This is a genomic window from Mesorhizobium sp. LNJC391B00 (assembly GCF_000502535.1).
Taxonomy (GTDB): Bacteria; Pseudomonadota; Alphaproteobacteria; order Rhizobiales; family Rhizobiaceae; genus Mesorhizobium.
The window spans coordinates 68,188-90,164 of the sequence record NZ_AYWI01000009.1 but is presented as its reverse complement, the minus strand read 5'-3'; the positions used below and the strand labels follow the sequence as shown (position 1 = coordinate 90,164).

The window sequence follows — 21,977 nt, the reverse complement described above, 5'->3', positions numbered from 1 at the left end:
CCCCATGGCCGGTCAGGCAGAAGCGATCTCGTTGCCCAGGCGGACCGTTTCGGCGACGAGAAGGTCGAGATCCTCGCGCCGGGTCCGGTGGTTGTTGATCGCCACCCTCAGGCAATGCTGGCCTTGCACCGTGGTATCGGAAATGGCGGCGATGCCTTCTTCCTGCAGCCTCAGCATGATCTCGGTGTTGAGCGCCTTCGAGCGCTCGCCATCGAGCCCTTCCGCGCGATAGCGGAAGCAGACGATGTTGATGCTGGTCGGCGCTGTCAGTTCGAGCGCCGGTTGAGCCTCGATCAGGCCTGAGAGATACTGCCCCTGCGCAATGTTCTGGTCGATCAGACGGCCGAATTTTTCGACGCCGTGTTCCCGCAGCGCCATCCACACTTTCAGCGCCTTGAAGCCGCGTGTCGTCTGCAGACCGTAATCGTGCAGCCATTGGCCGGAGGCGAGGCCGCGCGGTGTCGATTCCAGATATTCCGGCGTCACCGCGAAGGTCTTGCGATGCGCCGAGGCATCCCTGACCAGCGCGCAGCCTGCCTCGAACGGAGCGTGCAGCCATTTGTGGGGGTCGAGCGCGATGGAATCGGCCCATTCGATGCCGGCGACACGACGCGCATTCTCGGGCGCGATCGCGATCAGCGCGCCGATGCAGCCGTCGACATGGAACCAGAGATCCTCCTCATGCGCCAGTTTGGCCAGCGCCTGCAGATCGTCGATGGCGCCGGTGTTGACAGTGCCGGCATTGCCGATGATGCAGGCCGGCTTGAACCCGGCCGCGCGATCTTCCGATATCGCCGCCCGCAAAGCTTCGATGTCGATGCGAAGTCCGGCGTCGCTGGCAATGCGCCGCAGCGCCTTGTTGCCGAGGCCGAGCGCTTCCATCCCCTTGCGGTGACAGGAATGGACCTGGTCCGAGCCATAGAAACGCAACGGCTTTTCGATTGCTCCAACGCCGTGCTCGCGCACGTCGATGCCGGCCTTGGTGTTGCGCGCCACGGTCAGCCCGATGATGTTGGCCATCGAACCGCCGCTGACCAGCGTGCCGCTGGCCGAAGCCGGCATGCCCATCATCTGCTTGCACCAGTCGACCACCTGGCCGTCCATCAGGGCGGCGGCATGGTTGCCGCCGCCGAGATTGGAGCCCTGGATTGCCGCCAGGAAATCGCCGATCGCGCCGGTAAAATTGCTCGACCCCATATACCAGGACCAGAAGCGCGGATGGATGTTGCCCATCGGATAGAGCATCACCTTGTCCACGACATCGCCATAGATGTCGGCAAGCGGGGTCGGCGATTGCGGCAGCGAGGCGGTGAAGAAATGCCTCACATCTCCAGGCATCTCCTGCCACACCGGCCGTTGCCTGACATCGCGCAGGTAAGCGACGGCATCGTCAACGATCCGATGCGACAGGCTTTGCACATCGGCCCAGTCCGAGGGGTCAAGCGTTTCCTCGGCAGCCGAGGTGACAGGCATCGCGTCCATGCAATTTGCTCCCGCGTCATCATGCCGGGAACTGGCAACCGGGCGTCGAGCGCGAGAGAGCAAGCTCTTCCGCATTCATCTCGGCCTCGATGCCGTCGAACAAAGGCGTGGTCATGTAGCGTTCACCGGTATCGGGAAGCATGCACAGGATCACCGATCCGGCCGGTGCCGTGCCGGCGATCTGGCGCGCCACGGCAAAAGCCGAACCGCCGGAAATGCCGGTGAAGATGCCTTCCTGCTGCGCCAGCGCCTTGGCCCATTTCATGCCCTCCGGCCCGGCGATCGGCATCACCTCGTCATAGAAGTTGCCATCGATGGCCTCCTGCAGGACGTGCGGGATGAAATCCGGCGTCCAGCCCTGGATCGGGTGCGGTTCGAAAGCCGGATGGCTGGCGGCCGGCGCTCCGCCGGCGCCACGCATCTGCGGCTTGCCGCTGCCGACAAGCTGCGCGTTGGCCGGTTCGGTGAGCACGATCCGGGTCTCAGGCCGCTCGCGGCGCAGCACCCGCGCCACGCCGGCGACGGTGCCGCCGGTGCCGTAGCCGGTGACGAAATAGTCGAGCCGCGAGCCGGCGAAATCGTTGACGATCTCGCGTCCCGTGGTAGCTTCATGAATGTCGGCGTTGGCCTTGGTCTCGAACTGGCGGGCCAGGAACCAGCCATTCGCTTCGGCCAGTTCCACCGCCTTCTTGTACATGCCGAAGCCTTTCTCGGCGCGCGGCGTCAGCACCACCTTGGCGCCCAGCATCCGCATCAGCTTGCGGCGCTCGACCGAGAAACTGTCGGCCATCGTCACCACCAGCTTGTAGCCCTTCTGCGCACAGACCATGGCAAGACCGATGCCCGTGTTGCCGCTGGTCGCCTCGACGATGGTCTGTCCTGGCTTGAGCGCGCCGGTGCGTTCACCTTCCTCGATGATGTTGAGCGCCAGCCGGTCCTTCACCGACGCCGCCGGATTGAAGAACTCGGCCTTGACGTAGATGGTGGCGTGCGCCGGTCCGAGATTATTGACGCGGATGACCGGCGTGTCGCCGATGGTGTCGAGAATGCTGTCGAACAGGCGGCCGCGGCCGGCCGTGGTTCTGATTTTCTGCTGATGCAACATGGGTAAACTCCTGGTTCTTGCTCACGGGCCGGTTACACACCGGCGGTTTGGGCGGCGAGATTTCGACACCTTGCCGCACTACAGGTCCTTGACGTGCGGCAGTGTGGTAAACACCACATTCGGCGCACAAATTTTGCGAGCCGGGTGCACTTTGTCGTGCTCGGTGGTAAAGCAGGGGCCGACAGGTCAGCGTGGGAGCAGGCGTGGTATCTGGCGTGGAATCGAGCCTGGCGAGCAGCCATCAAGGTGTTGTCGTGCGCCTGTTTGGGCCGCCGACGATTGCGCGCGACGGCGTCCCGGTGGTCTTGCCGGCATCGCGCAAGCTGCGCGCGCTGCTGGCCTATCTGGCGCTGGCGCCCCATCCGGTCGGACGTGGCAAGCTCTGCGAGTTGCTGTGGGATGTTCCAAATGATCCCAGGGGTGAGCTTCGCTGGTGCCTGAGCAAGCTGCGGGCCGCGCTCGACGAACCGGGCCGCCGCAGGATCGAAACATCGGGCGATACGATCGCGCTCGACCTCGACGGCATCTCAGTCGACGTTCTGGATGTCGCGGCGGCGGCTGCCGCAGGCATCGAAACGCTCGAGCCGACGCGACTGCAGTTGCTCTCCGACCTGTTCGTCGGCGACTTCCTCGAAGGGCTGGAGATCGACCGCAGCCCTCTCTTCAACAACTGGCTGACCGCGCAGCGCCGCCGTTTCGGTTCCTGCCAAGCTGCTATACTGGAACATCTGGTCAAGACGCTGCCGGCCGATTCCGAAGACGTCTCCGCCCATCTCGAAAAATGGCTGGAATTGACCCCGTTCGACAGCAGCGCCCATGTCGCACTCCTGGTGAGGCTGGCGCGGCGCGGCCAGTTCCGTGCCTGCGAGGACCATCTTGCCGCAGCAGCATCGCTCTTCCAATCGGAAGAGCTGGATTTCGGCCCCGTGCGCCAGGCGTGGCTTGCCATTCGCGCGGAACGTCACTGCGCCACTTTGCCGGCACAGCCTGCGGTTGCGCCGGTGGCGGGCCACAGTCCGATCGCGCTTGCCGCCACCGAAGCCGCGACGCCGCACAAGGCTGCGCTGGCCGTGATGCCATTTGCCGAAGACGCCGGTAGCGGCGTTCGTGGCGGGCTGGCCGATGGCTTGACCCACGACATCATCACCCGCCTCGCCAAGCTCAGGGACTTCTTTGTCATCGCCCGGGGCTCGGTCTTTGCGCTGGCGGAAAGGAACATCGCGCCGGAAGATGCCGGCCGAAGGCTGAATGTCGACTATGTCGCCACCGGCACGGTGCGCAGCCTGACCGGCCGCCTGATCATCACCGTCGAGCTCGTCGAGGTCCGCACAGCCAGGATCGTCTGGGCCGAGACCTTCGAGCGCAAGCCCGACGATCTTTTCGCCGTGCTTGACGATATCGGCAACAGCATCGTGGCCTCGGTCTCATCCGAGATCGAGACCGTCGAGCGCAACCGCGCCATGCTGAAAGCGCCCAATTCACTTAACGCCTGGGAGGCCTACCATCGCGGCCTCTGGCACATGTATCGCTTCACCCGCAGCGAGAACGACCTCGCACGGCATTTCTTCGACATTGCTGTCAGGCAGGATCCGACCTTCACCCGCGCCTATGCCGGCCTCTCCTTCACCCATTGGCAGAGCGCCTTCCAGCGCTGGGGCGACCGCGACCAGGACAGCGCGCTTGCCTTTGAGGCAGCCGGCCAAAGCCTGTTGGTCGACGATCACAATCCCGCCGCGCACTGGGCGATGGGCCGGGCGCTGTGGCTGCGCGGCGAGGGTGACGCGTCCGTGCTCGAACTGCAAAGAGCCGTCGACCTCAGCCCGAACTTCGCGCTTGGCCACTATGCGCTGTCGTTCGTGCATTCGCAGTCGGGCGACCCGCACGCGGCGATCGGATCGTCGGATCATTCGCGCCATCTGTCGCCGTTCGACCCGATGCTGTTCGGCATGCTGGGCGCGCGCGCCATGGCCCATGTCCGCCTCGGCCAGTTCGACGAGGCGGCCGAATGGGCGCTGAAGGCGGCCGCCCGCCCCAACGCCCATGTCATCATCCTGTCGATCGCCGCTCACTGCCTGGCGTTGGCTGGGCGGCTGGACGAGGCGAAAAACTTCGCCGCCGCCATCCGCAAGACGCTTCCGGATTACCGAGCCGACGACTTCATCGACACCTTCCGCTTCGACCGGGATGCCACAGCCCTGTTCAAGCTCGGCGCCACGCGTATCGGGCTGGCTTAGAGCATGATCCCAAAAAGTGGGTACCGGTTTTTAGAAAAGATCATGCTCCAACAAATGGTTAGATCATGATGAGATTTCAACCAAATCTCATCATGATCTAGCGCCGCAACACCGCGCTCAGCACATCGCGTATCCCGATCGCGCCGACAAAGCGCGACTGGTCGTCGAACAGCGCCACGGGTGCCGTCTGCGAGCGGTGCATGGCCAGCATCACCGTCTTCAGCGAGGTCCCGGGATTGGCCCAGAACACTTGCGCCGTCTCCTCCGGCTGCGCCTCGACATCGGCGCACGAAACCCATACCGCCGGTTTGCCGTCGCGTTCCGCCGCCGCCACCAGCCCGTGCTCGTCGATCTTAAAGCGCGTCGTCTTGCGCCGGTCGAGCCACACCCAGCCATTATCGCCGTGCTCGAGGTCGCGGCTGTCGCGCATGACGTTCCAGGCGGTCAGCACCGACAACGGATTCACATTGGCGATGAAGTCGCGGACATAGTCATTGGCGGGCTTGAGCACGATGTCTTCCGGCGCCCCGGTCTGCACGATGCGACCGCCCTCCATGATGGTGATGTGGGTGCCGATCTTCAGCGCCTCTTCCAGATCATGGCTGACGAAGATGATGGTCTTCTTCAGCTCCGCCTGCAGCTGCAGCAATTCGTCCTGCAGCTTGGTGCGGATCAGCGGATCGAGCGCCGAGAACGGCTCGTCCATCAGCAGGATCGGCGCCTCGGTGGCGAAGGCACGGGCCAGGCCGACGCGCTGCTGCATGCCGCCGGACAGCTCATGCGCGTATTTCTTCGACCACTGGTCGAGATTGACCAGTTTCAGCTGGCGTTGCACGCGCTCCTTGCGCTCTTGCTCCGGCACGCCGGCGAGTTCGAGGCCGAGGCCGACATTCTCCTCCACCGTACGCCAAGGCAGCAGGCCGAACTGCTGGAACACCATCGCCACCTGCTTCTGGCGCAGCCGCCGCAGCGTCGCCTGATCGCAGGTCACGACATCGACGATATTGTCGCCGTCCTTGACCAGCACCTGGCCGCGCGACACCACGTTGAGCCGGTTGACCGCCCGCAGCAGCGTCGACTTGCCCGAGCCGGACAGGCCCATCAGCACCGAGATTTCGCCCTCATGCACGGTCAGGCTGGCGCCGGCGCAACCCAGCACATTGCCGGTCTTTTCGAGGATTTCGGCGCGCGTGGCGCCGCCGTCGATCAGCGCCAGCGAACCGGCCTGGTCGGACCCGAAGACGATATCGACATTCTTGAAGTCAACGGCGACGGTCATTTCTTGCCTCCAATGCCGATACGCGTCATCCGGTCGAGCACGATGGCGAGTACGACAATCGCCAGACCCGCCTCGAGCCCGAGATCGATACGGCGCGAGCCGAGCGCGCGGTTGATTTCAGTGCCGAGGCCGCCGGCGCCGATGAGTGCTGCAAACACCACCATCGACAGCGACAGCATGATCGACTGCGTCAGCCCGGCCATGATGGTCGGCAGCGCCGAGGGCAATTCGACCTTCCACAGCAGCTGCTGCTTGGTGGCGCCAAACGCCTCGCCGGCCTCGATGATCGACTTCGGCACCGAGACGACGCCGAGGTGGGTGAGCCGGACCGCGGTCGGGATGACGAAGATGATGGTGACGATGAGGCCGGGCGCGTTGCCGAGACCGAACAGGGTCAGGACCGGGATCAGGTAGACGAAGGTCGGCAGCGTCTGCATCAGGTCGAGCACCGGCAGCATGATGCGGTAGACCTTCGGCTTGTGCGCGGCCCAGATGCCGAGCGGCACGCCGATGGCCATCGCCATGGCGGCGGCGGCCACGACCAGCACCAGCGTCTGCACCGTCTGCTTCCAGAGATTCTGGTTGATGATGAAGATCAGGCCGAGAAAGACGCCTATGGCCAGCGGCCGAGAGCGCTGCAGCAGCCAGGCGATGATGGCGATGATCAGCGCCAGCAGCACCGGCGGCACCATCAAAAGGATGCCAACCAGCCCGTCGAGCAAGAAATTGAGGCCATTCGAGAAGGCCCTGAACACGGTGTCGAAATTGTCGGTGAGGAAACCGAAGAACGCCTTTCCCCAGGCGCCGATCGGTATCTTGTGATCGACCATGAATTTCGAAATCGGATCCATATCGCCCCTCTCATGCGAGAGACCGCCTGCTTCCGGCCTCCGCTGTCGTTAGGTCATCTTCTCACAGGATATGAAAAAGGGCAGCCTTTTCTAGATTGGCTGCCCTTCCTGGTTCGGCTTTGCCGAATTCAGTCGGCTCAGCTTCCGAGCGCGGTCTTGACCGCCGCTGCCGCATCACCGCCATCGAAGGTGGTGACGCCGGCAATCCACGGCGCAACCGCGTCAGGGTGCTTCTTCAGCCAGTCGGCTGCGACCGTGTTGGCGTCGCCGCCCTTCAGGATCGCGTCCATCATCTCGCCTTCCATGTCCAGGTTGAACTTCAGGTTGGCGATGAACTTGCCGGCATTCGGGCATTCGGTGGTGTAGCCCTTGCGCACATTGGTGTAGACGGTGGCGGCGCCGAAGCCGCTGTCGCCCATGCCGTCGAGATAGGTGAGCTTCATGGCGCCCATCACCGGATGCGGCGTCCAGCCGAGGAACGCGATCCACTCATTGTTCTTGATCGACTGCTCGGCCTGCGTCAGCATGCCGGCTTCCGAGGACTCGACCAGCTCGAAGCCTTCGAGATTGTCCTTCGGGTTCTTGATCATGTCGAGGATGATGCGGTTGCCGTCATTGCCCGCCTCGATGCCGTAAATCTTGCCGTTGAACTTGTCCTTGAACTTGCCGATGTCGGTCAGCGACTTGACGCCGGCCTCCGCGACATAGGTCGGTACGACGATGCCGTAGCCGGCGCCGGTCAGGTTGGTGCCGATCGTCTCGACCGAACCATCGGCGGTGTAGTCCTTGATGTCGTTGGTCATCGACGGCATCCAGTTGCCGAGGAAGACGTCGAGATCCTTGTTTTTCAGCGACGCCATGGTCACCGGTACCGATAGCTGGATCGTCTGCGGCTCGTAGCCGAGCGCGGTGAGCAGCACCGAAGCGACGCCGGTGGTTGCCTGGATGTCGGTCCAGCCGACATCGGAAAGGCGCACCGCCTTGCAGCTCTCCGGATCGCCGGCAAGTGCAGCGCTCGTGGACAGAAAAGTCGCCAGGCCGAGGCCGGCGACGAAGGTGTTCATACGCGACATTGGCAGTCTCCCATTGTGATTCTTTGGCGAAGCGTAGTTACGGTTTCTCTGCCCGCCTTGTTTCGTCAGCCAAACACCATTCTGGTGTGGTTTCAAGCGCTAAGACAATCACGATCAACGGCGCGGACTGGCCAAACAGCGACACGCCCGCCGCTTTTTCGATTGCAGAGGGCTTTTCCCATTAAATGCAGCGGTGCCCTCTCCCCGCGCCGCGCCAACTCGGCTTAAAAGGACGGCATGGCCAAGCTCTACTTCCACTATGCGACGATGAATGCCGGCAAAACGACAATGCTGCTGCAGGCGTCCTACAATTATCGCGAACGCGGTATGACGACGATGCTGTTCGTCGCCGGCCACTACAGAAAGGGCGACACCGGGCTGATCTCGTCGCGCATCGGCCTGGAGACCGAGGCCGAGATGTTCCGCGACGGCGACGATCTCTACGCTCGCGTCGCCGAGCATCACGAACATACGACGGTGCATTGCATCTTTGTCGACGAGGCGCAATTTCTCGAGGAAGAGCAGGTCTGGCAGCTCGCCCGTATCGCCGACCGGCTGAACATCCCGGTGATGTGCTACGGCCTGCGCACCGATTTCCAGGGCAATCTGTTTTCCGGTTCGCGAGCGCTTCTGGCCATCGCAGACGATCTGCGCGAAGTGCGCACCATCTGCCGCTGCGGCCGCAAGGCGACGATGGTCGTGCGTCTCGGCGCTGACGGCAAGGTGGCCAGACAAGGCGAACAGGTGGCGATCGGCAAGGACGTCTATATCTCGCTCTGCCGCCGCCACTGGGAAGAGGAAATGGGCCGCGCCGCGCCCGACGATTTCATTGGCTTCACCAGAGGCTGAACGGCCGGGACAACATGAAAATTCTGCAGTTCACAGTTGATTGCCCGTTCCCGCCGGTCTCCGGCGGAGAGATCCGGAACGCCGCCAATGCACGCGCCCTGGCATCGATGGGCGAGGTCCTGACGGTAAGCCTGACTGGCGCCCCGGCACCCTCCACACCGCCGAACATCCGTCACCGGATCATCGAGGCAGCGCGCGGCAGGGCGCCTTGGGGCAGGCGCAGCCCGCACCCGACCGTGCATATGATGCCGGACGACGAACTGGCCGAAGCCGACGCCATCTGGAGGGAATTCGCGCCCGATCTCGTGGTGATCGAGGAGATCGTGCTTTCGCAGCTGCTGACGCTGGCGCCGAAGCATCGCGCGCGCACCGTCCTTGACCAGCACAACATCGATTCCCGGACGGTGTCCGACCGGATCGCCGGCCTGACGCTGTGGCAGCAAATTCGAGACTGGCGCCAAAACAGGCGAAGGAAGGCAGAGGCGCGCGAAGCCGACAGGTGTGCGGCTGCCCTGGCCGACCAGGTCTGGGTTTGTTCGCGGGCCGACGAAGCGCTTCTGTCCGCTCTCGGCCCCGTCAACGACGTCAGGTTCGTCGCCAACCCCATTCCAGACGAGAGCGTGCTTTCCCTGCCAATTGCTGCCGAGCGCTTCAGTGAGCTCAGCCTGTGCTTCATCGGGCATCTCGGCTATTTCCCCAACATCGACGCCGTCAAGCAGATCGGCCGCGCGATGACGCCGCGCCTCGCCGCTTCCGGCCGGCCCTGGTCGATCACCGTCGCCGGCAGAAACCCGCGCGATGTCGTGCGCGGTCTATGCACCAGGCATGGTCTGCGGTTGATCGAGAACCCGCCGCATCTGCCGGAATTGCTTGGCCGCGCCGGCTATGCGCCGATCCCGCTGCACTTCGGCGGCGGAACCCGCATCAAGGTGCTGGAGGCGATGGCGGCGGGCTTGGTCGTCGCCGCCACCGAAAAGGCCGTCGAAGGTCTTGGGCTGCAGGCGGGCAGGCATTTCCTGTCCAGCGACGATGCCGGCAAGTTGGCATCGAAAATCATCGATCTCGCGACACGCCCGCAAGCGGCCGCCGAGATGGCGGAGATCGGCCGCGCTTTCGTGCGCGATAACCATTCGTCGGCGGCGATTGAAAAGCAAGTCAAGCAGGCGGTTGCGGCGATCCCGCGCACGGATTGAGCCCGGTCCGCTATCCAGCCGCCATACTGCGTTTGTTAAGGCCTGCTGCCTATTTTGCCCTCAACAAGAGCCAGCCGGGACCCGCCATGCTTCGAGCCATTTCATCAGCCCTTGTCATTTACTTGGCCGGTATCCTCGCCGCGCAGGCCGACGGCGATGCAGCACTTGGCAAGAAAGTATTCTACCGCTGCATGGCCTGTCACGAGGCGGCAAGCGACCGCGACAAGGTCGGCCCGCATCTCCTCGGTATCGTCGGCCGCACCGCCGGCACCGCCCAGAATTTCAACTATTCGCAGGCCATGAAGGACGCCGGCGCGGCCGGCCTGGTCTGGGACGAAGCCAACCTCAAAGCCTATCTTGGCGCTCCCAAGCTGAAAGTACCCGGCAACAGGATGGGCTTCTCCGGCCTGAGCAACGACGAGGACATCGCCAACGTCATCGCCTATCTGAAGGCCGATCCGAAGCCTTAAACGTCGCGATGGGTAGCGTGATGGCGACGGCTTCCGCCAGCTGTCTCGCGCTTGCAACTCATTGAGCCTTCTGTCGAATTCAGCACACCCACACTGTCCGAGATCGACTTCTTCGCAGCCGTCAAAGTTCAATGACAATTGAACAATACTTGGCCGGCTGGTTAATCACGCCATGACCCCGCCTTCATTGCCTTTCAAGACGACCATGCATTTTTTTGTTTTCGGGGCGGGTCTTGTCTTGCGTCTTTCAATCCCCTGATACCCCACATATATTCGCCGCTGTTCGCAGCCAGCGACCGGAAGCCGAAGCGGGAGGCCCCTATGGCGACATTGCAGAATTTCGATGCCGAAATTGCCAAGACCAGGCAGGTCGTGCAGGACATGCGCTCCAAGATCGAGCAGTCCGGCACGGTGCTTGATACGCTGGCAACCGCCGACAAGAAGATCGGCGACGCCAATTTCGACGTCGAGAATGCCCGCATCGAGGACGTGCTGAAGCAGCAGAAGGTGATGGAAGGCAACATTGCCGACCTGATCATCGGGCTGGAAGACGCCACCAACGTCTTCGGCACCGAATTCGAGAGCATGAAGAACTACACCGGCTGGGAAAGCTTCGTCGGCGTCTTCTCGGCGCAACGCAAGCAGCGCATGCGCACCGACCGCGTCCGCAACATGTCGCTGGCCGGCAATCTGCAGGAGCTTCTGGTCAAGTCCGACACCATCGTCGGCATCCTGAAAGCGCAGAAAGAGGTCCTCGACCAGCGCTACAAGACCTCGGAAAACAGCCTGTCGCAGGTGATCGAGCGCCGCAAGGTCACCATGACCAACCTCGAGGCGGTGCAGAAGCGCATCGAGGAGGTCAATCCGCTGCTGCTCGACATCGAAAACAAGATCGCCGCTTCTACCAGTCAGAAGGAGCGCACGCAGCTTGAGGGCGAGCGCTCGAAACTGGCGACCGAATACAATGAAAAGCAGGCCAAGGAGCAGGAGCTTCTGGCCGAAAGCCAGACGCTGGAACGCTACACCTCGATGTTCCAGACCTTCGTCGATTCGCTCAACAATCAGATCGCAGCGCAGTCGACGCTGATCAACAAGCTGACCATCGATACCGAGCAGCGCATCGTGCTCTACAAGGCACTGGAAGATTCCTTGAAGACCGCCGCCCAGCAGGATGTCGCCCACAAGATCAACACGCTGGGCAGCCAGGTCGACAACACCGCCGAAGAGACCATGGCCGGCATTGGCGCCGCCTCGCAAAAGCACATCGGCGATCTTCTCGAAATGCACGAGAAGAACATGGTCGCCAGCTCCGACATCCAGCGCCGCAAGAAGCTCGCCGACGACGCCTTCGCCCGCCGTTTCGACGACGTGATGAAGAAGCACAATTCGGCCAACTACGTGCAGTCGTAAGGAGCGGCTGCACGCGGGCACACCGGCATGACTCCCGAAAACGAAGCGGCGGCGCGCTATTTTTCCGCCATCACCGCGGCACTCAGCGGCCTTGAAGTGTTCATGCGCGACGACCGCTCGCCGCTTTACCGGCACGGCATCGTTGCCAAGATCGTCGCCGAATACATTGCCCGGCTGGACAAATCGTTTTCCTGCTGGCGCAACCGGCTCGGCTTCATGGACACGTTCCGCATTTCGCGCGCCGACAGCGGCTATCCCGTCTTCCAGAACCTGCTCGAACTGGAAAACGACCGCCGCCAGGCCGAGGCGCGGCTGGCCAACATTCCGCTGGCCGGCGAATTGCGCGAGGAAATGGCCGACTTCATCCTGCGCCACAAGGAATTCCCCGAAGCGCTGCAGAAGTCGATGGCCGAGCGGCTCTATCTCGAGGACGTCAAGAGCGAACAGACTTTTGGCCCGTTCTCGCTGGCGCAGACGGCCAAGGTCTCGGTCAATCCAAAGACCGGGCGCCCCTATTACCTCGTGCACTGGGCGAGCTTCGACGGCAGCGCCAACCTGCCGCTGGTCTACATGGTGACGGTGGAGGATTCCTCCGAAAGCATGATCCGGCAGCTCGTTGACAGCAGCGGCAAGCTCAATGAACGGGTCGACATCCCGCTGCCGGTGGACGGCCTGCTCAACCCCGAACTCGCCCATCGCTTCGACGATTTCACCGAGAAGAATTCCGCCTACACGCTTTCGCCCGCAACGATTGCGGTCAATCTCGACAAGGATTTCGAGCCGCTGCACCCTAAGCAGCTGCGCCGCGTCGTGCTCGGCCCCTTTTATTCCGCAGGCATTACGGACAACAATTCGACCGTGACCGAGGTGCTGGCCAAGGTGCGCAAACCGGAAAATGCCTGGCTGCTCACATGGACCATCCAGGAGGTCTACTCCAAGGGCGAGAAACCCGGCCGCAAGGGGCTGTTTTCGAGCGAGAAGACGACGCAGGAATTCTTTATCAACACCGACGATCTCGAAGCCGCGCGCCAGGGTGTGTCGAGCTACGAGAACCACGCCCTGATCCCGCACGAAGCCTATCAAGCACTCTACGCCGCCGGCGAAGCTCAAAAGATCTTTTCCGGCTACAAGGTTCACATCCTGTCAAATGGGCAGGTGATTTCAGATGTGTAAGAGTCTCGCTTGTGACGCCAATCGCCAAGCTGAGCCGAGGCGTGGCCGATGATGCCAGCGGTCTTCGCAAAGAAGAAACAGCTTGATGCTCTGAGGAAGACTGTCCGGGCCGGCGCGCTGGACGGTCTGGAGCACAGCCAGCGCATCGACATCACCTACACGTCCAATGCGATCGAAGGCAACACGCTGACTGCCGGCGAAACAGCCCTGGTGCTCGAGAAGGGCATCACAATCAGCGGCAAGCCCCTTAAGGACCATCTGGAGGCAGTCGATCATGCGCGAGCACTGAATTGGGTGCTGGAAATCGCCTCGCAACGCGACATGCCGATAATCGAGGCCGATATCCGTAACCTCCACCACCTGGTTGTCGCGAATTCCAGGCCCGAGATTGCAGGCAGCTATGCCGATACCGCCCGCTATGTGAATACCGATGCCGGTGTTCACAATTTTCCGACGCCGACGGAAGTCCCGGCCCTCATGGAAGCTTTTTCCCATTGGCTGGGCGTGGCACGCAACACGCCGAAGACCGCCTTCGAAGCGCATAGACGGTTCGTCGGCATTCATCCTTTCAACGACGGGAATGGTCGTACGGCACGTCTGTTGATGAACCTCATTCTGGCGCGGGCCGGCTATCCGCCGGTAGCGATTCGTCCCGAGGACCGTCCGGCCTACATTGCCGCCCTTGAGATCGATCAACGCGGCGGCGGCCATGCCGCCTTTGACAAGTTACTTTTCGACAGGCTGGACCAGACGTTGGATATGTATCTCGACGCCGCTCGCCAGGCGCGCGATTCGTCGGCCAGCAAAAGTATTCCTATGAGGAGCTGACCATGGACACGGGCCTGACCACCATCCCGGAAGCGGCTATCGAAAAGCACCGCGCAACCGCGCAAAGCTTCATCACCCGCGTCGTCGTGCTGGAGGATCCTTCACGCGAATCCGGCACAGCGCTGGCCGGCACCAACCGCCGCTTCGTCTCCACCGTCTCGGTCGGCTCGGTGCGGCGCACACGCGAGGTCGAGCTGGTCAAGACCGTGGCAGCCGTCCATCCCGACGACCAACTGATGAGCATCCCGCAGCACACGCTGCTGTTCCGCGCCCGCCGCGGCCTGGCGATAGCGCTCGCCATCTCCGACGTCTTCGCCGAGGGCTCCGACCTCGAAAGCCTCCAGGCCAAGAACACCCGGGCGCCTCTTGAGGGCGATGAGGCGGCGGCCTTCAAGAAGCTTCTGTCAGCCTCGGCTTACGTTTCAGCCTTCAGCCTCGCCTCTTATCTGTTCCAGCTGATCGACAGCGACGGCGAGGCGCCCAACGATATCCCCGAACCGGACTTCCTGTTCGACACGCCGCAGGACGCGGTGAAGTCGATCGTGGCTGGGTTGGACAAGGCGATCACCGGGTCGAAGGACGATGGCGACCTGACGACCCGGGCGCGTGCTTTCGCCCGTGTTGCCATTGACGGGCTCTTGGCCCGTAAAGGCCGCTTCGACGGCATCGGCCCGTTCGAGAACGCCCATATCCGCATCGACGCCGACGATTTCACCCTCGACGGCTTCGACGTCGCGCCCGGCAAGCGCTCCAAGCCGCTGGTGATGACCTTCAAGAAGCCGGAAGAGGTCGTCGGCAACCACATTGCCAAATACCAGTCGGTCAAGCTCGCCAAGATGCTGATGGCCTACGATTTCGAGCGCGAGTTGAACCCGTTCGTCGAACTCGGGGGCTTCCTCTTCACCTTCATCGGCGACGGCGCGCCGGGCACCGGCAAGACGACGCTGATCCAGATGATCGCCGGCCTCGTAAACGGCTATTGCCAGGTCGCCGGCTATCCCTTCGCCTATGAGAATTTCGGCGTCGACCAGATCTCGTCCTACCAAGGCAAATCCGGCCAGAATTGCCGCCAGTTCATCAACAATGTCTTGAACCCACGCGTCATCGGTTTCGGCACCGTCGACGACATCGACCAGGTGGCGGCCCGCCGCTCCGACGACCGCGCCTCGGCCGGCCAACAGGAGATCACCGGCGTCTTGATGGATGCCTTTGCCGGCGCCGGCACGGTAGTGCGCGGCAACTGCTCGTTCGGCATGTTTTCCAACTATCCCGAAAATGTCGACGATGCGCTGCGCCAGCGCGCCGGGGCCCGCTGGCTGGTCGACGGCCCACAGAGCCGCGACGACTATATCGACATCTTCGTCCTGCTTGCCGGCAAGAACCACAAGATCCCACTCGGCGACCACAAGCTCTACGCCGCGCAGGAGATCCAGCGCGCGGTGACCGAAGCCTATGAGGAGCACGAGAAGCCTCAGGAAGACGGGCTGATGAAAGTCTATGAGCGCTACATGAAGGAGAATGGCGCGCCGAAATCGATGGCCGACATCGGCACCTATCTGCACCTGATCAAGGATGCCGAGCCGCGCTTCACCGGCCGAGCCATCAAGAACGTCACCGACGCCATCAAGATGCGCGCCATGGACATCGAGCTGCCCGACGACTGGTTCGAGAAGCCGGAAGCCTTCATGCACAAGGGCTACGACGAAAAGAAGGCCATGATCGAGGAACTGCGGGGGCCGTTCTCGATGGACATGGTCATGCAGGAGATCAACCGCTACGCCGACTCGGAGTTCCGCTATTCCGACAAATCCGATGACGCCGCGGTGGAGAAGCTGCTGCGCGACGCACGCCTGCGCGAACGGGCGGGGCGCGAGATGGAGGAGATGAAGAAGAAGGGGCTCTGGAATGCGTGAGCTTGCTTCGCTGCCCGCGGGTGCTGAAAGGCTTGGCGCTAACGCTGACGCCCCCTCTCCCCGTGAAGAACGGGGAGAGGGAGGCGTCAGCGTTGGCGCTTCGCCACAACAGGCAACGCCACTCGGAACGTTCTGCATGAGCCACGCCAAAAAGCCCGACCTTCTCCGCGACAATGAGCTGATCTACGGCCGCTTGCTCACCGTCGACGAGTCGCACCTCATCCAGCGCTACAACAAGGCGCTTGTTGCCTTCGGCCTCAAGCCCACCAAGCTGAAGAGCTTCCAGATCGACCGCACCGGCTTCTCGCCCGAAGTGGCCGAGGAATGCGGCGATTACGATTATCTCGACCCCAATGAGGTCAACCGCCGCTTCATCATCCTGACGCCGTCGCAGATCGATCTGCCGGTGGTGCACACCGCCTTTTCCAACACCTCGCAGCTGATGTTCGAGTTCATGTCCAAGAACCAGCGCGCCATCGATGCGCTGACCATCAAGGATGTCATCTACGGCGAGATCGAGGATTCCGTTCCCCTGGTCAACGACATCGAGGATCTGCTGTCGATCAGCCAGGTCGAGTTCAGGGTGCTTTCGGCCGAGGACGTGCTGGGCAAGGCCGCCGAACTCGGCAAGCTGGTCGACCGGCTGAAGCAGGAGCCCGATGCCTGGCGCGACAACACTATGCTGAGCCGTATGGTGGAACTGGCGAAGGTCTGCGGCGATATCCGTGAGAATGCGCTGGTGCCCGACCAGGTGATCTTCCGCCACAACGCCTACTGGACCAGCCATTTCGGCGGCGTCTACGTCTTCGTCGATCCTGATATGACTACCGTCATCGGCGACCCGGCCGCCCCCGGCTTTCGCCGTTCGCGGCCCTGGCAGGTCAGCTATCTCTCGATCAACGATGCCGACAAGGTGTTCAAGTTCCTGGCCAGCACCGGCCGCATCGAACTGCCCCGCGCGTCATGGGTCGAAAGCTCGGGCTATCTCGAGCATCGCGCCGAGATGGTGGTGCGCTCTCTCATCCGCGACACAGAGCCGAACCGCAATTTGACCGAGGTCGACAAGGTCTGGCTGCAGACCTGGATCCATGGCCATGCCGATCTGATCACCAAGGACGGCAATTTCCCCTTTCTCAACGCCGCCAAGCGTGAGATCGCCCAGCTCGGCCATCTCAAGATCGAGGATGTGTTTCCGCAACAGCGCTTCCTGGTCGTGCGTGGCAAGCCCGACCATCCCGACGCCTGGCTGACCAACCAGCTGATCTCGGATTTCGTGCCGCAGGACTTCGTCTCGCGTTACGTCTTCAACAAGCCGGGCTTCTACAAGGACTATGACGGCTACAGCGACGCCTGGCGGTCGCATGTTGTGGACGTTCTGAAAACCACATATTTGAAAGACAAAGTGGCGTTTCGCACGCGCCTTTACGGCCTGACTGACTGAGGGGTGAACGAGAGCCATGCTTGATCCGATCGTGAATTTCTTCACCCGCATCTTCCAATGGATCGGCCGCGGCATCGGCCTCGTCATCGGCGCGATCCTGTGGCCGTTCCTCTGGGCTGGGCGCTGGTATACGCAGCGCGGCTGGATCCTGAAGGCTGTGGTCGGCCTCGCGCTTCTGGTATTGATCGGCCTCTACGCCAATTTCTTCTACGCCACCCAGTGGTGGAACAAGTTCGATCCCAACTACGTCGACAAATACACCTTCGAGAACCGCAACATTTCCGCCGGCGAACAGGTCGCCGCCGGCGCCGGCACCGACACCGCCAAGACCTGCGGCAATTCGGGCATCGCCCAGGTGGCGGCCGACCTGACGGACTTCAACGTCAACCAGAATGCCTGGATCTCGTCGATGATCCTCTACAAACTCGGCCTGTTCGGCATCGACTGGGACAACACGCCGTTCATGGACAACAAGGCCTCGTTCCAGCGCGGCATCAACCAGGCGGTGCGGCGTACCGCCACCGAGCTTGCCGACAATCTCGGCCGTGTTCGCACCACATCGCAGATCGACGGCGACCTGCAGGATGCGCGCGGCAATCTGCAGTTCGACGAGGAGACCTGGTATTTCGGCCTCAACCCGTTCGGCCCCAAGACGCCGACGCCGAGCTATTATCGCGATGCCGTCACCAAGCTACGCTCCTTCAACGCCCGCCTCGGCAGCTGCCAGGCGACGTTCGATGCCCGCGCCGACAATCTGAAGCAGTATATCGACCGCATCTCCTCCGACATCGGTTCCACCTCCGCGATCCTCAAGGAGCGCGCCGAAAACCATAACAATGGCTGGTTCGACTTCCGCGCCGACGACCGCTTCTGGTTCGCCTATGGCCAGCTCTATGCCTATTACGGCCTGATGAAGGGCGCCCAGGCCGACTTCGAGGACGTCATCAAGGAAAAGCATCTCGGCAATCTGTGGGACACGATGGATGCGCAATTCGTCTCGGCCCTGCGCATCCAGCCCTTCATCATCGCCAATGGCCGCGAGGATGGCTGGATCATGCCGACGCACCTGACGACGATGGGTTTCTACGTGCTTCGCGTGCGCTCCAACATGGTCGAGATCAGCAACGTCCTGACTCAGTAGCGTCCACAGCTTTCCCGGCGAGCGATGGCGAATTTGCGCCGTCGCCTCTGTCGCATTCCGTGCATTGGGCGGCTGTTTTGAGACGGCGGAACGTCGCGTCCTCTGGCTTCTATACGGCGCGGCAACGGAGCCAGGAAGAACCGGCGACAGGTCGGCCGGCCGCGGAGACACTTTCTTCATAGGAAACATAGTTGCATGCAAGTTGACGCCGCGGGAGCGACAGGGTTAGAACATGCCCGCGCCCTGGTTCAACATGCCTGCGAGTGAGATCAAACCCGTCCCCTCCACCGTCCAATCCGAAGGAAAGCCGTCATGGCCGAAGTGAAGTCCGACATCGAGATCGCGCGCGGCGCCAAGAAAAAGCAGATCCAGGAGATCGGCGCCAAGATCGGCATCCCGACCGAGCACCTTTTGCCCTACGGCCACGACAAGGCGAAGATTTCGGCCGAATTCATCAAATCGGTGAAGGGCAACAAGGACGGCAAGCTGATCCTCGTCACCGCCATCAACCCGACGCCGGCCGGCGAAGGCAAGACGACCACCACCGTCGGCCTCGGTGATGGCCTCAACCGCATCGGCAAGAAGGCGATCGTCTGCATCCGCGAGGCTTCGCTCGGCCCGAATTTCGGCGTCAAGGGCGGTGCCGCCGGCGGCGGCTACGCGCAGGTCGTGCCGATGGAGGACATGAACCTCCACTTCACCGGCGACTTCCACGCCATCACCACGGCGCACAATCTTCTGTCGGCGCTGATCGACAACCACATCTACTGGGGCAATGAGCTCGGCATCGACACCCGCCGCGTCGCCTGGCGCCGCGTCATGGACATGAACGACCGGGCGCTGCGCGAAATCATCTGCTCGCTCGGCGGCGTCGCCAACGGTTATCCGCGCGAGGCAGGCTTCGACATCACCGTCGCCTCTGAAGTGATGGCTATCCTGTGCCTGTCCACCGACCTCAAGGATCTGGAAAAGCGCCTCGGCGACATCATCGTCGCCTACCGCCGCGACAAGACGCCGGTCTATGCCCGCGACCTCAAGGCCGACGGCGCCATGGCGGTGCTGCTGAAGGACGCCATGCAGCCAAACCTGGTGCAGACGCTGGAGAACAACCCTGCCTTCGTGCATGGCGGCCCGTTCGCCAACATCGCGCATGGCTGCAACTCGGTGGTCGCCACCACCACGGCGCTGAAGCTCGCCGACTACGTCGTCACCGAAGCCGGCTTCGGCGCCGACCTCGGAGCCGAAAAATTCTTCGACATCAAGTGCCGCAAGGCGGGTTTGAAGCCGGCGGCTGCCGTCATCGTCGCCACCGTGCGCGCCATGAAGATGAATGGCGGCGTCAAGAAGGAAGACCTCGGCAAGGAAAACATCGAGGCAGTCAAGAAGGGCTGCCTCAATCTGGGCCGCCACATCGAGAATGTGAAACAGTTCGGCGTGCCTGCGATCGTGGCGATCAATCATTTCACCACCGATACCGAGGTGGAAATCCAGGCGATGAAGGATTTCGTCGCCTCGCTCGGCGCCGAGGCGATCCTGTGCAAGCATTGGGCCAATGGCTCTGCCGGCATTGAGGAGTTGGCGCGCAAGGTCGTCGAGATCGCCGAATCCGGCGCCTCGCAGTTCGCGCCGCTCTATCCCGACGCAATGCCGCTGTTCGAGAAGATCAACACCATCGTCCAGCGCATCTATCGCGGCGACGAGGCGATCGCCGACAAGTCGGTGCGCGACCAGCTGCATGCCTGGGAGCAGGCCGGCTACGGGCACCTGCCGGTCTGCATGGCCAAGACCCAATATTCCTTCTCGACCGACCCGAACCTGCGCGGCGCGCCGACCGGGCACACCGTGCCGGTGCGCGAGGTCAGGCTTTCGGCGGGCGCCGGCTTCGTCGTCGTCATCTGCGGCGAGGTCATGACCATGCCCGGCCTGCCCAAGGCGCCGTCCTCGGAAAAAATCTTCCTCAACGAGGCCGGCCAGATCGAAGGCCTGTTCTGAGATTTGTCTCGACAACCAAGGGCGCCGCAGCCATGCGGCGCCCTTTTGCTTGCCGGGCTTCTCACGCCACTGTCGAGGACCCGAACTTCTTGATCCCGGCGACCGACATGCTGACGAACTGGTCGAGAATGGTGAAGAAGATATCCAGACTGAACCCAAACAGGAAGGAGAAGGTGAAGAGGCTGAAGCCTATTCCCGAAGCCTCCTCTCCAAGCTTGGTGCCCGGTGCTACAAACCAGGCAAGCACCATGCCGGCCAGCGCCCCCAGTGCGATCCTGTGGATCAGCCGCGACAGCGGTGGATTGGGCAGCAGCGGATTGAGGATCATCCGCATGTGAAACATGATGGCTCCGAGCGCGCCGTAGAAGGCCGGGAGTATCCACAAGGCATATGGGCTGAGAACCTCGTCCAGCGTCTTTATCTGCGCGGTCAGCGTGTAGATCGAGTTCGGCGCGATCGTGATCACTCCGTCGCACTGCAGGCTGCGCGTTGCCTCGTCGAAATCGGCATTCACGTCCGTCACTTTTTCCGAAGACGTACCTTCAAGATTGTTCGGGTTTTTCTTTTCGGTGTTTATCTGCGCGCAATAGGCATCCGGCTGATTGGGGAGCTCCTTGAGCTTGTCTGGAGGCGTGGATTTACTCACCCCCAGCGGCTGGTCACAGAACTGGTCTATGGCACCTTGCTGGGAATACTGAGCCTGGCCCGCCGCTACGCCATCTGCCGTGGAGGTTGAATAAAATTTGCAGTACATCCATTGCATTCCCCAGATCGGGAATTGCGCGTCCTCAGTCATGAACCCTTGCGCTCTTCTCACCAGGGAGGAAAAGCGCTGGTCGAGAGCGTGAAGGCTATCTTCCGAATTGTAATAGGCGTCCTTCAGAAGCGTCAGATCCGTGGTCGAAGCCTGCTCGGACGATGCCGAGCTCAGTTGTTTCTTCGTCGCCCAAACCTGGCGTATCGCCTGTCCGAACCGTGCGCTGAAATCATTGTTGTCGATTTCTATGAGTTCGGAGTTTATCGCGACTCCCTTGTTGTAAATGTACGTCAATCTTCCGGTTACAACCATGAAAAGCACGGAAAGAGCCACGAGAAAGTACGTCGCCAGCGCGGTCTTGCGCGACATGTCACCGGGCGACCAGCCCGATCGCAGTGCCGCCAGGGTGGCAAATGGCACGGTGCCGGAACAATCGTTGAAAACCGTCTGAAGATTGACGACCTCAGGCTGGCTGGCCGTCGCATCGTCGAGCTTTTCGGCATTGCCGATGGCCGCAAACAGGGAACTGTCCTTGAACACACCGTAGCGGCCGTAGTTGGCGACCAGCTTGGCGTCCGCGATGAGTCCAGAAACGAGAGGGTCGGCCGGTGTCGTCGTCATCGTGAAATCCCCCCGCCTGACGACTACCCTAGATAGCCCGGCACATAGCCGTATTGCGACGGGCACCCGCACGGATATCCGGGCGGGCCGGGCGGCTGCGCCCAGCACCAGAAGGATTGAGTGAAGCAGATCGTCCCCGGCGCGTGCGAAGGGACCTGGGCGAAA

Annotated in this window: 17 protein-coding genes; 11 read left to right on the top strand and 6 right to left on the bottom strand. The window is 62.2% G+C overall.

From position 1 onward, the window contains the following. Positions 1-12: 12 nt before the first annotated feature. Both X750_RS143790 and X750_RS143795 read right to left on the bottom strand, forming a co-directional pair. Positions 13-1,482, bottom strand: a complete 1,470-nt coding sequence (locus tag X750_RS143790; RefSeq protein ID WP_023724976.1) for an aspartate aminotransferase family protein — start codon at positions 1,480-1,482, stop codon at positions 13-15. 19 nt (positions 1,483-1,501) lie between these two features. Continuing rightward, complete coding sequence (locus tag X750_RS143795; RefSeq protein ID WP_023748149.1) at positions 1,502-2,587, bottom strand: pyridoxal-phosphate dependent enzyme; 1,086 nt, start codon at positions 2,585-2,587, stop codon at positions 1,502-1,504. Positions 2,588-2,790: 203 nt separating this feature from the next. Between X750_RS143795 and X750_RS143800 the strand changes: the two genes are divergently transcribed. Beyond that, positions 2,791-4,821 carry a transcriptional regulator gene (locus X750_RS143800; protein WP_050588799.1) on the top strand — a complete coding sequence of 677 codons (2,031 nt, stop codon included), beginning with the start codon at positions 2,791-2,793 and terminating at the stop codon, positions 4,819-4,821. 97 nt (positions 4,822-4,918) lie between these two features. Here X750_RS143800 and choV read toward each other — a convergent pair whose 3' ends face one another. The 3 genes from choV to X750_RS143815 all read right to left on the bottom strand — a co-directional run bounded on the left by choV (position 4,919) and on the right by X750_RS143815 (position 8,024). Beyond that, the gene (gene choV / locus X750_RS143805) at positions 4,919-6,100 is read right to left on the bottom strand and encodes a choline ABC transporter ATP-binding protein (protein WP_023669996.1); all 1,182 of its coding nucleotides are present in this window, start codon (positions 6,098-6,100) and stop codon (positions 4,919-4,921) included. Further along, positions 6,097-6,951 (bottom strand): choline ABC transporter permease subunit, encoded by an 855-nt coding sequence (gene choW / locus X750_RS143810; protein ID WP_023748147.1) that lies wholly within the window; start codon positions 6,949-6,951, stop codon positions 6,097-6,099. The genes choV and choW overlap by 4 nt, the downstream gene beginning before the upstream one ends. 137 nt (positions 6,952-7,088) lie before the next feature. After that, complete coding sequence (locus X750_RS143815) at positions 7,089-8,024, bottom strand: choline ABC transporter substrate-binding protein (protein WP_023686157.1); 936 nt, start codon at positions 8,022-8,024, stop codon at positions 7,089-7,091. 237 nt (positions 8,025-8,261) lie between these two features. Between X750_RS143815 and X750_RS143820 the strand changes: the two genes are divergently transcribed. The 10 genes from X750_RS143820 to X750_RS143865 all read left to right on the top strand — a co-directional run bounded on the left by X750_RS143820 (position 8,262) and on the right by X750_RS143865 (position 20,434). Then, complete coding sequence (locus tag X750_RS143820) at positions 8,262-8,873, top strand: thymidine kinase (protein ID WP_023683669.1); 612 nt, start codon at positions 8,262-8,264, stop codon at positions 8,871-8,873. 14 nt (positions 8,874-8,887) lie between these two features. Further along, complete coding sequence (locus X750_RS143825) at positions 8,888-10,066, top strand: glycosyltransferase (RefSeq protein WP_023748146.1); 1,179 nt, start codon at positions 8,888-8,890, stop codon at positions 10,064-10,066. Between the two features lie 86 nt (positions 10,067-10,152). Next, positions 10,153-10,536, top strand: a complete 384-nt coding sequence (locus tag X750_RS143830) for a cytochrome c family protein (RefSeq protein WP_023748145.1) — start codon at positions 10,153-10,155, stop codon at positions 10,534-10,536. A gap of 321 nt (positions 10,537-10,857) precedes the next feature. Next, positions 10,858-11,946, top strand: coding sequence for a hypothetical protein (locus X750_RS143835; protein ID WP_023748144.1), 1,089 nt, complete (start codon positions 10,858-10,860; stop codon positions 11,944-11,946). Between the two features lie 27 nt (positions 11,947-11,973). Continuing rightward, entirely contained in the window at positions 11,974-13,119 is a 1,146-nt protein-coding gene (locus X750_RS143840) for a hypothetical protein (RefSeq protein ID WP_023669989.1), read from the top strand. 48 nt (positions 13,120-13,167) lie between these two features. Then, positions 13,168-13,947: a Fic family protein gene (locus X750_RS143845; protein ID WP_023748143.1), complete on the top strand. Its 780-nt coding sequence runs from the start codon at positions 13,168-13,170 to the stop codon at positions 13,945-13,947. 2 nt (positions 13,948-13,949) lie between these two features. Further along, the gene (locus X750_RS143850; protein ID WP_023748142.1) at positions 13,950-15,860 is read left to right on the top strand and encodes an ATP-binding protein; all 1,911 of its coding nucleotides are present in this window, start codon (positions 13,950-13,952) and stop codon (positions 15,858-15,860) included. A 136-nt stretch (positions 15,861-15,996) separates the two neighbouring features. Further along, the gene (locus X750_RS143855; RefSeq protein WP_023683664.1) at positions 15,997-17,301 is read left to right on the top strand and encodes a DUF6638 family protein; all 1,305 of its coding nucleotides are present in this window, start codon (positions 15,997-15,999) and stop codon (positions 17,299-17,301) included. Positions 17,302-17,317: 16 nt separating this feature from the next. Continuing rightward, positions 17,318-18,442 carry a DUF2333 family protein gene (locus X750_RS143860; protein WP_023686165.1) on the top strand — a complete coding sequence of 375 codons (1,125 nt, stop codon included), beginning with the start codon at positions 17,318-17,320 and terminating at the stop codon, positions 18,440-18,442. A 312-nt stretch (positions 18,443-18,754) separates the two neighbouring features. Then, complete coding sequence (locus tag X750_RS143865) at positions 18,755-20,434, top strand: formate--tetrahydrofolate ligase (RefSeq protein ID WP_023683662.1); 1,680 nt, start codon at positions 18,755-18,757, stop codon at positions 20,432-20,434. A gap of 61 nt (positions 20,435-20,495) precedes the next feature. Here the strand turns inward: X750_RS143865 and X750_RS143870 are convergent, their stop codons facing one another. Then, positions 20,496-21,812, bottom strand: a complete 1,317-nt coding sequence (locus tag X750_RS143870) for a hypothetical protein (RefSeq protein WP_023691612.1) — start codon at positions 21,810-21,812, stop codon at positions 20,496-20,498. Positions 21,813-21,977: the final 165 nt, after the last annotated feature.

Bases quoted from the DNA above. Each gene is read 5' to 3' on its own strand.
- X750_RS143790 (WP_023724976.1), bottom strand. From the start codon at position 1,482: ATGGACGCGATGCCTGTCACCTCGGCTGCCGAGGAAACGCTTGACCCC.
- X750_RS143795 (WP_023748149.1), bottom strand. From the start codon at position 2,587: ATGTTGCATCAGCAGAAAATCAGAACCACGGCCGGCCGCGGCCGCCTG.
- choV (WP_023669996.1), bottom strand. From the start codon at position 6,100: ATGACCGTCGCCGTTGACTTCAAGAATGTCGATATCGTCTTCGGGTCC.
- choW (WP_023748147.1), bottom strand. From the start codon at position 6,951: ATGGATCCGATTTCGAAATTCATGGTCGATCACAAGATACCGATCGGC.
- X750_RS143815 (WP_023686157.1), bottom strand. From the start codon at position 8,024: ATGTCGCGTATGAACACCTTCGTCGCCGGCCTCGGCCTGGCGACTTTT.
- X750_RS143820 (WP_023683669.1), top strand. From the start codon at position 8,262: ATGGCCAAGCTCTACTTCCACTATGCGACGATGAATGCCGGCAAAACG.
- X750_RS143825 (WP_023748146.1), top strand. From the start codon at position 8,888: ATGAAAATTCTGCAGTTCACAGTTGATTGCCCGTTCCCGCCGGTCTCC.
- X750_RS143830 (WP_023748145.1), top strand. From the start codon at position 10,153: ATGCTTCGAGCCATTTCATCAGCCCTTGTCATTTACTTGGCCGGTATC.
- X750_RS143835 (WP_023748144.1), top strand. From the start codon at position 10,858: ATGGCGACATTGCAGAATTTCGATGCCGAAATTGCCAAGACCAGGCAG.
- X750_RS143840 (WP_023669989.1), top strand. From the start codon at position 11,974: ATGACTCCCGAAAACGAAGCGGCGGCGCGCTATTTTTCCGCCATCACC.
- X750_RS143845 (WP_023748143.1), top strand. From the start codon at position 13,168: ATGATGCCAGCGGTCTTCGCAAAGAAGAAACAGCTTGATGCTCTGAGG.
- X750_RS143850 (WP_023748142.1), top strand. From the start codon at position 13,950: ATGGACACGGGCCTGACCACCATCCCGGAAGCGGCTATCGAAAAGCAC.
- X750_RS143855 (WP_023683664.1), top strand. From the start codon at position 15,997: ATGAGCCACGCCAAAAAGCCCGACCTTCTCCGCGACAATGAGCTGATC.
- X750_RS143860 (WP_023686165.1), top strand. From the start codon at position 17,318: ATGCTTGATCCGATCGTGAATTTCTTCACCCGCATCTTCCAATGGATC.
- X750_RS143865 (WP_023683662.1), top strand. From the start codon at position 18,755: ATGGCCGAAGTGAAGTCCGACATCGAGATCGCGCGCGGCGCCAAGAAA.
- X750_RS143870 (WP_023691612.1), bottom strand. From the start codon at position 21,812: ATGACGACGACACCGGCCGACCCTCTCGTTTCTGGACTCATCGCGGAC.